At 65.9% G+C, this 12,909-nt stretch carries 13 protein-coding genes; 5 read left to right on the forward strand and 8 right to left on the reverse strand.

What is annotated here, in order from left to right; all coding sequences use genetic code 11:
* Nucleotides 1-20 precede the first annotated feature (20 nt).
* Nucleotides 21-992 (forward strand): asparaginase, encoded by a 972-nt coding sequence (locus DTPSY_RS07770; RefSeq protein WP_015913121.1) that lies wholly within the window; start codon nt 21-23, stop codon nt 990-992.
* Between the two features lie 87 nt (nt 993-1,079).
* On the opposite strand, the gene adk is transcribed toward DTPSY_RS07770, so the two are convergent.
* From adk to DTPSY_RS07800, 6 genes are all read right to left on the reverse strand, one after another.
* Nucleotides 1,080-1,736, reverse strand: coding sequence for an adenylate kinase (gene adk, locus DTPSY_RS07775; RefSeq protein WP_011805515.1), 657 nt, complete (start codon nt 1,734-1,736; stop codon nt 1,080-1,082).
* 121 nt (nt 1,737-1,857) lie between these two features.
* On the reverse strand, nt 1,858-2,646 hold the full coding sequence (gene kdsB / locus DTPSY_RS07780) for a 3-deoxy-manno-octulosonate cytidylyltransferase (RefSeq protein ID WP_015913122.1): 789 nt from the start codon (nt 2,644-2,646) through the stop codon (nt 1,858-1,860).
* Nucleotides 2,643-2,825, reverse strand: coding sequence for a Trm112 family protein (locus tag DTPSY_RS07785; protein WP_011805513.1), 183 nt, complete (start codon nt 2,823-2,825; stop codon nt 2,643-2,645). Before DTPSY_RS07785 ends, kdsB begins: the two co-directional genes overlap by 4 nt.
* 8 nt (nt 2,826-2,833) lie before the next feature.
* Nucleotides 2,834-3,850, reverse strand: coding sequence for a tetraacyldisaccharide 4'-kinase (lpxK, locus tag DTPSY_RS07790; RefSeq protein ID WP_015913123.1), 1,017 nt, complete (start codon nt 3,848-3,850; stop codon nt 2,834-2,836).
* Nucleotides 3,851-3,860: 10 nt separating this feature from the next.
* Nucleotides 3,861-4,286 (reverse strand): ExbD/TolR family protein, encoded by a 426-nt coding sequence (locus DTPSY_RS07795; RefSeq protein ID WP_011805511.1) that lies wholly within the window; start codon nt 4,284-4,286, stop codon nt 3,861-3,863.
* 31 nt (nt 4,287-4,317) lie between these two features.
* Nucleotides 4,318-4,956, reverse strand: a complete 639-nt coding sequence (locus DTPSY_RS07800) for a MotA/TolQ/ExbB proton channel family protein (RefSeq protein WP_011805510.1) — start codon at nt 4,954-4,956, stop codon at nt 4,318-4,320.
* A gap of 376 nt (nt 4,957-5,332) precedes the next feature.
* Here DTPSY_RS07800 and xseA point away from each other — a divergent pair, with 376 nt between their 5' ends.
* The 3 genes from xseA (at nt 5,333) to DTPSY_RS07815 (ending at nt 9,977) form a co-directional block, all read left to right on the forward strand.
* Nucleotides 5,333-6,670: an exodeoxyribonuclease VII large subunit gene (xseA, locus tag DTPSY_RS07805; protein ID WP_015913124.1), complete on the forward strand. Its 1,338-nt coding sequence runs from the start codon at nt 5,333-5,335 to the stop codon at nt 6,668-6,670.
* A gap of 147 nt (nt 6,671-6,817) precedes the next feature.
* On the forward strand, nt 6,818-7,399 hold the full coding sequence (locus tag DTPSY_RS07810; RefSeq protein WP_015913125.1) for a superoxide dismutase: 582 nt from the start codon (nt 6,818-6,820) through the stop codon (nt 7,397-7,399).
* 343 nt (nt 7,400-7,742) lie between these two features.
* Nucleotides 7,743-9,977, forward strand: a complete 2,235-nt coding sequence (locus DTPSY_RS07815; RefSeq protein WP_015913126.1) for an NADP-dependent isocitrate dehydrogenase — start codon at nt 7,743-7,745, stop codon at nt 9,975-9,977.
* Between the two features lie 228 nt (nt 9,978-10,205).
* Here the strand turns inward: DTPSY_RS07815 and DTPSY_RS07820 are convergent, their stop codons facing one another.
* Nucleotides 10,206-10,721, reverse strand: a complete 516-nt coding sequence (locus DTPSY_RS07820) for a DUF192 domain-containing protein (RefSeq protein WP_148215369.1) — start codon at nt 10,719-10,721, stop codon at nt 10,206-10,208.
* 86 nt (nt 10,722-10,807) lie between these two features.
* Nucleotides 10,808-11,071, reverse strand: coding sequence for a hypothetical protein (locus tag DTPSY_RS07825; RefSeq protein WP_015913128.1), 264 nt, complete (start codon nt 11,069-11,071; stop codon nt 10,808-10,810).
* A 273-nt stretch (nt 11,072-11,344) separates the two neighbouring features.
* Here DTPSY_RS07825 and icd point away from each other — a divergent pair, with 273 nt between their 5' ends.
* Nucleotides 11,345-12,604 (forward strand): NADP-dependent isocitrate dehydrogenase, encoded by a 1,260-nt coding sequence (icd, locus tag DTPSY_RS07830; protein WP_015913129.1) that lies wholly within the window; start codon nt 11,345-11,347, stop codon nt 12,602-12,604.
* Nucleotides 12,605-12,909 lie beyond the last annotated feature (305 nt).

Consider the following 12,909-nt stretch of genomic DNA (forward strand, 5'->3'; position numbering starts at 1 on the left):
TTTGAACAGTTTTTGGAGGGATGCAAGTGGCAGCTGCAAGAAAAATCGTCGTTATGGGCACCGGCGGCACGATTGCGGGCTCTTCCGCGGTGCAAGGTGCGAACGTGGGCTACACGGCCGGGCAGATCGGCGTGGAGCAATTGCTGGCCGCGGTGCCCGGCCTGGTGCAGGCCGCGGGCGGTGCGCTGGTGGCCGAACAGGTGGCGCAGCTGGACAGCAAGGACATGGGCTTTGACGTGTGGGCGCGCCTGGCCGGTCGTTGCGCCGCACACCTGGCCGACCCGGCCGTGGCCGGCGTCGTCATCACCCACGGCACGGATACGCTGGAGGAAACCGCATGGCTGCTGCACAACCTGCTCGATACCACCGCCAAGCCGGTGGTACTGACCTGTGCCATGCGTCCGGCCACGGCGCTCGCGCCGGACGGGCCGCAGAACCTGCTGGATGCCGTCACGCTGGCGGCCGATCCCTCAGCGCGGGGGGTTCTGATGGCGGCCGCTGGCGTGGTGCACGGGGCACGCGAGGTGAGCAAGGTGCACCCGCTGCGGCTGGACGCGTTCGACTCCGGCGATGCTGGGCCTCTGGGCTGGATGGAAGCGGGGCGCGTGCGCTGGGCCCGCGGCCTTGCGCCGCAGGTGGAACAGCCCGCGCATGGCGCGCTGGTGCCGATCCTGCCAGATGCCGCCTGGCCACGCGTGGAAATCGTCCTCAGCCACGCCGGCGCGGATGGCGCGTTGGTGGACTGGCTGGTGGAGAAGGGCGTGCACGGCCTCGTGGTGGCCGCCACCGGCAATGGCACGCTGCACCATGCGCTGGAGGCCGCGCTCGCGCGTGCCGTGACGGCTGGGGTGCAGGTGCGCGTGGCTTCGCGCTGCCTGCAGGGGCGGATGATGGACCTGACGGGCACGCCCTGGCGCGATGCGGATGGGCTGAGCCCTGTGAAGGCACGGGTCAGCCTGCTGCTGGAGCTGATGCAGTCCGCTAATTCATAAGCACCGTCATGGGCCGAGGCGCTTGCCTGGGCACACAGCACAACGCCCCGCATTGCGGGGCGTTGGCGGGGGCCGGCGGCGGGTTCGTCAGCTTGACAGTGCCGTCAGGGCGCGCTGGGTGATTTCCTCCACGCTGCCGGTGCCTTGAATGGCACGGTACTTGGGCGCGTTGGCGGGATCGGTCTTGGCCCAGCTGGAGTAATAGTCCACCAGCGGGCGGGTCTGGTCGCTGTAGACCTGCAGGCGCTTCTTGACGGTTTCTTCCTTGTCGTCCTCGCGCTGCACCAGGGGCTCGCCCGTCACGTCGTCCTTGCCTTCGACCTTGGGCGGGTTGAACTTCACGTGGTAGGTGCGGCCCGAAGCCGGGTGGGAGCGGCGGCCGCTCATGCGCTCGATGATGGCGTCGAACGGCACATCGATCTCCAGCACATAGTCGAGCTTCACGCCCGCGGCTTTCATGGCGTCTGCCTGGGGGATGGTGCGTGGGAAGCCGTCGAACAGGAAACCCTGGGCACAGTCGGGCTCGGCGATGCGCTCCTTCACCAGGTTGATGATCAGGTCGTCGCTGACGAGCTGGCCCGCATCCATGACGGCCTTGGCTTGCAGGCCCAGGGGCGTGCCGGCCTTGACGGCGGCGCGCAGCATGTCGCCGGTGGAGATCTGGGGGATGCCGAATTTCTGGCAGATGAACGCGGCCTGCGTACCCTTTCCGGCGCCGGGAGCGCCGAGCAGAATCAGTCTCATGGATGTCCTCTAGTGTTTTGAAATCAGCGGGCACGCTTGCCGTCGGCGCGCCAGCGCGGGACAGGTGCTCTTGTTGCGAACAAGGATAGCACGCGGGCCATGCGCCAAGCTGACGGCCGCGCTAGCCGCCCAGGAGGGTGCGCACGCGCTCCAGGTCGGCTGGCGTGTCCACGCCCGCACCGGGTGCGCTGCCGGTCACGTGCACGGCGATGCGGTGGCCGTGCCAGAGGGCGCGCAGCTGCTCCAGCGCTTCCAGTTGCTCGGTCGGCGCCGCTGGCAGCTGTGGAAACCGGCGCAGAAAGCCTGCCCGGTAGCTGTAGATGCCGATGTGCCGTAGCGGTGCGAAACCCACGGGCACCCCCGTCTGGCCCGGCTGCCACCAGAGGCTGCCCGGCCCGTGGTCGCGTGCGTGGGGGATGGGGGCGCGGCTGAAGTAGTGCGCGAGGCCCTGCGCGTCCAGCACCACCTTCACCACGTTGGGGTTCGCAAAGTCCTCCGCGCTGTCGATGGCGTGCGCGGCGGTGCCCATGCTGGCATCGCCGCGCGCATGCAGCAGTGCGGCCACGGCGTCGATCAGCCGTGGGTCGATGAGGGGCTCATCACCCTGTACGTTCACCACAATGTCTTCGCCCGCCAGGCCCAGCAGCTCGCAGGCCTCGGCCAGGCGATCGCTGCCGCTGGCGTGGTCGGCGCGCGTCAGCAGAGCCTGCACCCCGTGCGCCTGGCAGGCCTGGACGATGCGCGCGTCGTCCGCCGCGACCACGCAGCGCTGGGCGCCGCTCTGGCTGGCGCGGCGGGCCACATGCACCACCATGGGCAGCCCGGCGATATCGGCCAAGGGCTTGTTGGGCAGGCGGGTGGAGGCCAGGCGCGCCGGTATCAGCACCGTGAACGGTGCGGCGCGACTCACTGTTCCAGCTCCTCGTCGCTCAAGGGGCGGGCCTCGTTTTCCAGCAGCACGGGAATGCCGTCGCGCACGGGATAGGCCAGCCGCGCGCTGCGCGAGATGAGTTCCTGGCGTTCGCGGTCGTAGGTCAGCGGGCCCTTGGTGACGGGGCAGACCAGCAGTTCAAGCAGTTTGGGATCCATGGTGTTCCTCAATGGCCGGACGATGATAGCGACGCCAGGCGGGCGTCGAGCGCGTCGAAGAAGGCCGGCGGGATCCGCAGGGCCAGCGGCACGGCCAGCGCGTCCGGGTGCGCGGGCCAGAGCTTGACGGCGTCTTTTTCGGTACAAATCAGCCGTAAGCGCTTATCCGGCGGGCGCTTCCAGCTAGAAAAATCATAGTGATCGGGCAGTGCTTCCTCGCTCTCGGGCTGAATGCCCCTGGCGTGCAGCATCGCAAAAAAGTCGTGCGGCCGCGCGATCGCCGCGAGTGCGTGCGAGGGTTCGCCCTGCAATTGCTCCAGCGGCAGCTGGTGCCCGCTGGCATTCACGGCATGGGTGGCGAGTTCACGTGACAGCGCGAATTGCGGCGCGCCCCCACCGGGCGAGGAGCCGGCGTGGAGCACCAGGTCCACCGCGCGCGGCCAGGGCTCGCGCAGCGGGCCGGCGGGCAGCATCCAGCCGTTGCCGGCGCCTTCGTCGTTGAAGACGCAGACTTCCAGGTCGCGCGCCAGGGCCAGGTGCTGCAGGCCGTCGTCGCAAACCAGGATGTTGGTGGCGGGGTGGGCGGCCAACAGCGCGCGCCCTGCCTGGGCACGCCTGCGCGCCACGAAGACCGGGGCGCCGCTGGCGCGGGCGATGAGCAGCGGCTCGTCGCCCACCTCGGCCGCGCTGCTGGCGGGCAGCACTTCGCGGCAGTCAACGGTGGCGCGGCCGTATCCCCGCGAGATGACGCCCGGCCGCCAGCCGCGGGCCTGCAGGTGGCGCACCACGGCCAGGGTCACGGGCGTTTTGCCGGCGCCGCCGGCGATCACGTTGCCGACCACGATGACGGGCACGGGCAGCCGCTCGCTGCGCAGCAGACCCGTGCGATAGAGCGCGCGGCGCAGCGCCGTGAGCACGCCGTACAGCAGCGACAGCGGCCACAGCGCCAGGGCCAGCGCGCCACGGTGCTGCCAGGCGCCGCGCAGCCGCTCGGCCAGGGGGGACGGGCGGCCGGGCGCGGCCATCGGCGCAGGCTTACTTGCCGGCCGTGGCCGACGACTGGGTGGCAAAGGTGATCTGCGACAGACCCACGCGGCGCGCGGCCTCCATCACCGTGACCACGGACTGGTGGGGGGCCGATGCGTCGGCGCTGATGATGACCACGCTGTTCGGCCCCGCAGTGGCGGCATCGGCCAGCGCACGCGCCACCTGGTCGACCTGCCGGCCCTCCAGCGTGGTCTTGTTGATGGCGTAGCGTCCGTCGGCGGCCACGGCCACGATGACTTCCTTGGGGTGGTCGCGCAACTGCTGAGCGTCCGCTACGGGCAGGGTGAGCTGCAGCTCGGTGAACTTGCTGTAGGTGGTGGTCAGCATCAGGAAGATGAGGATCACCAACAGCACGTCGATGAAGGGGATCAGGTTGATCTCCGGTTCTTCCTTTTGGCGGGGGCGAAAGTTCATGGCGAAACGTGCCTCTGTGCGCTGGCGCCGCTCACTTGCGCAAGCGGTTGATGTGCCGCACGAATTGCTCGGACGCCAGTTCCAGCGTCAACAGGTAGGCGTCCACGCGGCTGCGGAAGTAGCGCCAGAAAATCAGCGCCGGGATGGCCACGATCAGGCCGAAGGCGGTGTTGTACAGCGCAATGGAGATGCCGTGCGCCAGTTGCGCAGGGTTGCCACCGCCCGTCGCGCCCACGGCGCCCGTGCCGGCCTGGGAGCCGAAGATCTCGATCATGCCGATCACTGTGCCCAGCAGGCCCAGCAGCGGTGCGGCCGAGGCGATGGTGGCCAGGGCGTTGAGGTACTTCTCCAGCCGGTGGGCGACGGCGCGGCCCGCGCCCTCCATGGCGGCGCGCACATCGGCCTCGGTGCTCTGGGGGTTGCTGTTGAGCGTGCGCAGGCCGCTGGCCAGCACTTCGCCCAGGGCCGAGTTCTGCGCCAGCTGGTTCACCACATCGGGCGAGGGAATGGACTTGGAGGAGACCGAGATGGCCTCGTCCAGCAGCTTCGGGGGGGCCACACGGGCGGTCTTCAGTGCGACGAAGCGCTCAAAAACCAGCGCCAGCGCCAGGATGGAACAGGCAATCAGGGGCCAGATCGGCCAGCCCGCGGCTTGTATGATCGACAGCAATTCTCACTCCGCTCACGTAAAAAGCAGCGGGGATTATGGCGCAGCTTCCAAGCCGGCCTTTGGGCGCATCGTCTGCTTTACGCCACCCCCGTTCGGAGCACAGGGCCGGGGCACGTAGAGTCGCCCGGGAGACTCACATTTTCTGTGGATAACTTTGTGGGAAACCACGTGCATACCCGTCGCGAAGCGGCGCCGTTACGTGGTTTGCTTAGTTTGATGAAAAACTGTGCATCAAAAAAACCTTTGAAATCAATGGGTTGCACGTACTCTTGTGGTATGGGGGCGGGTTGGCGCATGGCCTTCCGCCGTGGCGCCGGATGCCCGGATCTGTGGACTAGTGCACCGGCCCGGTGCGCGTACAAGCGTGGAGCGGCCTGTGTTTGAGCGTGCAGATACAGGCGTGGCGCCGCGAATCTGGGAGGTTGGCGCGTTATGCCGCGCCATTGCTGATGCGCTGGAGGCGCGGTTCAATCCTGTCGCGGTGCGCGGGGAGATCACGGGCTTCTCGCGCGCGTCCAGCGGGCACTGCTACTTCACGCTGAAGGATGGAAATGGTCAGATCCGCTGCGCCATGTTCCGCCGTGCGGCAGGCGTGCTGGATTTCACCCCGCGCGACGGCGAACTGGTCGAAGTGCGCGGCCGGCTGGGCGTGTACGAGGCACGCGGCGACCTGCAGCTCATCGTCGACAGCCTGCAGCGCGCGGGGCAGGGGGCGCTGTTCGAGCAGTTCATGCGCCTCAAGGCGCAACTGGAGGCCGAAGGCCTGTTCGACGCGGCGCGCAAGCGCGCGCTGCCGGCCATGCCGCGCGGCATTGGCGTGGTCACGTCGCCGGGCGCTGCGGCACTGCATGACGTGGTGACGGCACTGCGCCGGCGCGTGCCGCACATTCCCGTGGTGTTGGTGCCGGCCCTGGTGCAGGGGGCGCAGGCGCCGGCATCGATTGCCGAAGCGCTATCAAAAATGTATCTGCTTGCGCAGGCAGGGCGGGCGCTGGACGGTGATTTGACTCTGAATGCCGGGGCGTCGCCAGCCATCGACGTGATCCTGCTGGTGCGCGGCGGTGGCTCCATCGAAGACCTGTGGGCGTTCAATGACGAGCGCGTGGCCCGCGCCATCGTGCAGAGCCCGGTGCCGCTGGTCAGCGGTGTGGGGCATGAGACCGACTTCACCATCGCCGACTTCTGCGCCGACCTGCGCGCGCCCACGCCCACGGCCGCCGCCGAGTTGGTGGCACAGCCGCGTGCCGTGTGGCTGGGGGCACTCGACCTGCTGGCGCAACGGCTGGCCGACGGCGTACAGCGCCAGTTGGACCTGCGGCACCAACGGCTGGACCAGGCGGCCCAGCGGCTGGGCCGGCCCTCGGGTTTCGTGGGGCGGCAGCAACTGCGGCTGAGCGGCCTGGAACAGCGCCTGCGCCACGGATTGCTATTGAAAACGCAGCGGCTTACGCATGCGGGGCAAGCGCTGCAGAGTCATTTTCCTCAAATCGTGCAGCGCAGCCTGGTGCAGCGCAGAGAGCGCCTGGAGCGCGCGGCGCTGCGGCTGCAACTGCTGGATCCGCGCCTGGTGCTGCAGCGCGGCTATGCCTTGCTGACCGATGCGCAGGGGCAACCCGTGACGCGCCCCGCCCAGGTGCGCCTGGGCGACGCCGTGCATGCCCAGTTGGCCGAGGGTGAACTGGACCTGACGGTATCGCAGCGCCGCTTGCTGTGAACGCGGCGCGGGTCAATCCCGTACCAGAGGGCAGGAGTCGCCGCCCGCCTACAGCGGCGAGTGCTATTACTTTCCTACAATGCCCGTTGCTTCGCCGTGCCCTGGTGGCCGCGATCTCCCCCATCCCAACCCACGAAGGACTTGACCATGGAACATACCCTGCCTCCGCTGCCCTACGCGATTGATGCCCTGGCCCCGCACTACAGCCAGGAAACGCTGGAATACCACCACGGCAAGCACCACAACGCCTACGTGGTGAATCTGAACAACCTGCAAAAGGGCACCGAGTTCGAGAACATGACGCTGGAGGAGATCGTCAAGAAGTCGTCCGGCGGTATCTACAACAACGCCGCGCAGATCTGGAACCACACCTTCTTCTGGAACTGCATGGCCCCCAACGGCGGTGGCGAGCCCAGCGGCGCGCTGGCCCAGGCGATCCATGCCAAGTGGGGCAGCTACGCCGCGTTCAAGGAAGCGTTCGTGAAGAGCGCCGTGGGCAACTTCGGCTCCGGCTGGACCTGGCTGGTCAAGAAGGCCGACGGTACGGTGGACATCGTGAACACCGGTGCCGCCGGCACGCCGCTGACCACGGCCGACAAGGCGCTGCTGACGGTGGACGTGTGGGAACACGCCTATTACATCGACTACCGCAACCTGCGTCCCAAGTTCGTCGAGACCTTCCTGGACAAGCTGGTGAACTGGAAGTTCGCCGAAACCAACTTCGCCTGAGCCGAAAGCGCACGCCGCGCCCTGCGGCGTTGAGCGACCCAAAGACAAACGGCCCGCAGAGGAATCTGCGGGCCGTTTTTTCGTCTGGCTTGACGGCCCGGGCGGCGGCCTCATTGGTACGGCCTCCCTGGGTAATTTGGCAGCGGGACGACAGTCTTGTAGAAGACTTGCAAAAAAAAGTGCCAGTTCCCCTGTCAATTTTTTGCAATGCGATATTCGATTGCAAATTACACGATTTCCGCGCAACGACTCGCGCACAATCCGGACTGTCACATCGGATGACTGCGCGCGAGGCCGCGGACCGGCGGCGCAAGACCTCTGTTTTGTTTACCTGAGAGACGAGATGAGCACCCAGAAACCCACCATCATCTATACCCTGACCGACGAGGCTCCCCGCCTGGCCACGGCCTCCTTCCTGCCCATCGTGCGCAGCTTCGCGTCGGTGGCCGGTATCGAAGTGGCCGAGAGCGACATCTCCGTGGCGGCGCGCGTCCTGGGTGAGTTCCCCGACTTCCTGACGCCCGAGCAGCGCGTACCCAATACGCTGGCTGAACTGGGCAAGAAGACGCTCGAGCCCGACGTCAACATCATCAAGCTGCCCAACATCAGCGCGTCCGTGGCGCAGTTGATCGCCGCCATCAAGGAACTGCAAGGCAAGGGCTACAACCTTCCCGACTACCCCGAGAACCCCACCACCGACGAGGAAAAGGCCATCAAGGCCCGCTATGGCAAATGCCTGGGCTCGTCCGTGAACCCGGTGCTGCGCGAGGGCAACTCCGACCGCCGCGCGCCTGCCGCGGTGAAGAACTACGCCAAGAAGCACCCGCACTCCATGGGCGAGTGGAAGCAGTGGTCGCAGACGCATGTGTCCCACATGCACGAGGGCGACTTCTATCATGGCGAAAAGTCCCTGACCCTGGACAAGGCCCGCGACGTAAAGATGGTGCTGGAGACGAAGTCCGGCAAGACCGTCGTGCTGAAGGAAAAGGTCGCGCTCAAGGACGGCGAGATCATCGACTCCATGTTCATGAGCAAGAAGGCCCTGTGCGCCTTCTACGAGAAGGAACTGGCCGACTGCAAGGAAGCCGGCATCCTGTTCTCGCTGCACGTGAAGGCCACGATGATGAAGGTCTCGCACCCGATCGTGTTCGGTCACTGCGTGAAGATCTACTACAAGGAAGCCTTCGAGAAGCACGGCGCGCTGTTTGACGAGCTGGGCATCAACGTCAACAACGGCATGGCCACGTTGTACGAGAAGATCGAGACGCTGCCAGCTTCCAAGCGCGAAGAGATCATCCGCGACCTGCACGCCTGCCAGGAGCACCGTCCGGCGCTGGCCATGGTGGACTCCGCCAAGGGCATCACCAACTTCCACTCGCCCAACGACATCATCGTGGACGCCTCCATGCCCGCCATGATCCGCCAGGGCGGCAAGATGTGGGGCGCCGACGGCAAGCCTTACGACTGCAAGGCCGTGATGCCCGAGTCGACCTTCGCCCGTATCTACCAGGAGATGATCAACTTCTGCAAGTGGCACGGCAACTTCGACCCGCGCACCATGGGCACCGTGCCCAACGTGGGCCTGATGGCGCAGAAGGCCGAGGAATACGGCTCGCATGACAAGACCTTCGAGATCGCCGAAGACGGCGTGGCCAACATCGTGGACATCGCCACGGGTGAAGTGCTGCTGTCGCAGAACGTGGAAACCGGCGACATCTGGCGTATGTGCCAGGTCAAGGACGCTCCGATCCGCGACTGGGTGAAGCTGGCCGTGACCCGCGCACGCAACTCCGGCATGCCCGCCGTGTTCTGGCTGGACCCCTATCGCCCGCACGAGAACGAGCTGATCAAGAAGGTCGAGAAGTACCTGAAGGACCACGACACTACCGGCCTGAACATCCAGATCATGAGCCAGGTGCGTGCAATGCGCTTCACGCTGGAGCGCGTGGCGCGTGGCCTGGACACCATCTCGGTGACCGGCAACATCCTGCGCGACTACCTGACCGACCTGTTCCCGATCATGGAACTGGGCACTTCCGCCAAGATGCTGTCCATCGTGCCCCTGATGGCCGGCGGCGGCATGTACGAGACGGGCGCGGGCGGCTCCGCTCCCAAGCACGTGCAGCAGCTGGTCGAAGAGAACTACCTGCGCTGGGACTCGCTGGGGGAATTCCTGGCGCTGGCCGTGTCGCTGGAAGACCTGGGCCTGAAGGAAAACAACGCCCGCGCCAAGCTGCTGGCCAAGACGCTGGACCAGGCTACCGGCAAGCTGCTGGACGAGAACAAGTCGCCCTCGCGCAAGGTGGGCGAGATCGACAACCGCGGCAGCCAGTTCTATCTGTCGCTGTACTGGGCCCAGGCCCTGGCCGCGCAGTCCGAGGACGCCGCGCTGGCCGCCAAGTTCGCTCCGTTGGCCAAGACCCTGGCCGATAACGAGGCCAAGATCGTCGAGGAACTGCGTGTGGTGCAGGGCAAGCCCGCCGACATCGGTGGCTACTACCTGCCCGATCTGTCCAAGCTGGACGCCGTGATGCGCCCCAGCGCCACGTTCAACGCGGCCATCGCAGCGCTCGCCTGACGGAGCACCGGCTGGGTGTCATCCCGGCCGTTGGCACCCGGCCGTGACCGGCCTTCCCGCAAGGGGAGGCCGGTTTCTTTTTGTCCGGCCTCCGGGGGGTCTCGCCATCGCGGACTATGGTGCTATGAAAAATGAAGCTATTCGCGCTTGATACGCAATGGTTTCAAGGTAAATATTTCATGAAATCCTTGCGGGGAAAGCGCTGCCAGCTCCTGAATAAATAGCGCGCTACCGCTGCGCAAACGGTTTTCCGCTGAGCCTGCTGCCCGCCTTCAGCCCGCGCTTGGCGAACCAGCCCTGGTTCATCTCCAGCACGAAGCGCACCGGCCGCTTGGAGCAGTGCGATTCTTCGGACAGCGGCTGCATGTCCACCAGGTTCACGATGGTGCCGTCGTCGGCCACGAAGGCCGCGGTGAGCGGCAGCAGCGTATTGCGCATCCAGAAGCATTGCGTGGCCGGCTGCTCGAAGACGAACAGCATGCCCTCGTGCATGGGCATGTCGCGGCGGTGCATCAGGCCGACTTGGCGCTCCTGCGGCGCGGTGGCGACCTGGGCGTCGATGCGGTGCATGCCTGCCTGCAGCTCCACGCGCGGCAGGTTCATTTGCGGAACACCCTGCGCCGCCGCGGCTGCGCACAGGCCTAAGGCCACGCCGTATGCCAGCAGGGGAGACAGAAAGCTGCGCAGCAATCGCGCGATGGGCATGGCAGATGCGGTGAGCGAAAACATGGGCATGGAAGACATGGGTTGGCAGGGGCAATGCGGAACCCCGAGCGTAGCAGGCAACAAAAAGCCCGCCGAAGCGGGCTGTTCAGCAGTGGCCGCGGCAATCAGGCGGCCGTCTTGCTTCGCTTGGCGGTCTTCTTGGCGACCTTGGCGCTCTTGTGCTTGGCGGGCGCCTTGGCGTGGTGATTGCGCAGCTTGGCGGGTTTGGTGGCGGCGGCCGGAGCCGGTGCGGCGGCCGCAGGGGCGGCCGTGTCGGGGGCGGCCACAACGGCCGGGGTGGCGGGAACTGCGGGCGTGGCAGGGGTCGCTTGCGCGAAGGCCCCCGTTGCGAGCAGACCGCCGGCCAGGATAGCGAGGAGTTTTTTCATATGTGCCAATTCCTTGGAAGGGTCGGTAACCGGTATACGCCAGGCGGCCAGGCCGCATGGCACGGATGCGTGCGTCGGCCGCGGAGCCTGTTGCACGCCCTGTCTCAACGGCTTCCCGGAGCGCGCGTTGACAGCGCCCCTCCGCGGGTCATCATGCCGGGCCGACATGCGCTGCAGGGCGGGCCACCCTGCAGCCTTGCCCTAGAATCTTTGGGCCCGTTCCTGCGCGAGCAGCCCGCCGCCTTGCGCACGCACCTACAGGAGACCCGCTTCATGACCAGCTACCAGCACATCCAGATTCCGCCCCAGGGCCAGAAGATCACCGTCAACGCCGACATGTCGCTGAACGTGCCCCACCAGCCCATCATCCCGTTCATCGAGGGCGATGGCACGGGCATGGACATCACGCCCGTGATGCTCAAGGTGGTGGATGCGGCTGTGGCAAAGTCTTATGGCGGGCAGCGCAAGATCCACTGGATGGAGGTGTATGCCGGCGAGAAGGCCACCAAGGTCTATGGCCCCGACGTGTGGCTGCCCGAAGAGACGCTGCACGCCGTGCGCGACTACGTGGTTTCCATCAAGGGGCCGCTCACCACGCCCGTGGGCGGCGGCATCCGTTCGCTGAACGTGGCGCTGCGCCAGGAGCTGGACCTGTACGTCTGCCTGCGCCCGGTGCGCTACTTCAAGGGCGTGCCTTCGCCGGTGCGTGAGCCCGAGAAGACCAACATGGTCATCTTTCGCGAGAACTCCGAGGACATCTATGCCGGCATCGAGTTTGAGGCCGAGTCGGACAAGGCCAAGAAGCTCATCAAGTTCTTGCAGGAGGAGTTCGGCGTCAAGAAGATCCGCTTTCCTGAAACGTCGGGCATCGGGGTCAAGCCGGTGTCGCGCGAGGGCACGCAGCGCCTGGTGCGCAAGGCCATCCAGTACGCCATCGACAATGACCGGCCCAGCGTGACCCTGGTGCACAAGGGCAACATCATGAAGTTCACCGAAGGGGGCTTTCGTGACTGGGGCTATGAACTGGCAGCCCAGGAATTTGGCGCGCAGCTGATCGACGGCGGCCCGTGGATGCGCATCAAGAATCCCCGCACCGGCAAGGACATCACCATCAAAGACAGCATCGCCGACGCCTTCCTGCAGCAGATCCTGCTGCGCCCGGCCGAGTACAGCGTGATCGCCACGCTGAACCTGAATGGCGACTACATCTCCGACGCATTGGCGGCGCAGGTGGGCGGCATCGGCATCGCCCCGGGTGCCAACCTGTCCGACAGCGTGGCGATGTTCGAGGCCACCCATGGCACGGCCCCCAAGTACGCGGGAAAGGACTATGTCAACCCGGGCTCCGAGATCCTCTCGGCCGAGATGATGCTGCGCCACATGGGCTGGACCGAGGCGGCCGACCTGATCATCAGTTCCATGGAGAAGGCCATCCAGAGCAAGAAGGTAACTTATGACTTTGCGCGCCTCATGGACGGGGCCACGCAGGTGAGCTGCTCGGGCTTCGGGCAGGTGATGATCGACCACATGTAAGCGCCCCGCCAACCACGGGTGCGTGACTGGGCCCGCCGCTGGTCGGCGGGTTTTTTTGCCCTAGCGCAAGGTCAGCGCCCAGCAAAAAGGCCATCCCAACAGATGTTGGAATGGCCTTGAATGGCTCTCAACCTGGGTCGAATTCATCAACACAAGTTATTGAATTGCTTATATTTTGCCAATTATTGGCAAATTAAATACCGCCAAAAGTACCGTCAGAACGCCAACCCAAGATGCGTACGCGATGAACAAAAGTCCGGGCAAAAACTATCGTATGTCTTTGTTTTCATTGAACAAATTCAAAA

The sequence above is a fragment of the [Acidovorax] ebreus TPSY genome (assembly GCF_000022305.1).
GTDB lineage: Bacteria > Pseudomonadota > Gammaproteobacteria > Burkholderiales > Burkholderiaceae_C > Diaphorobacter > Diaphorobacter nitroreducens.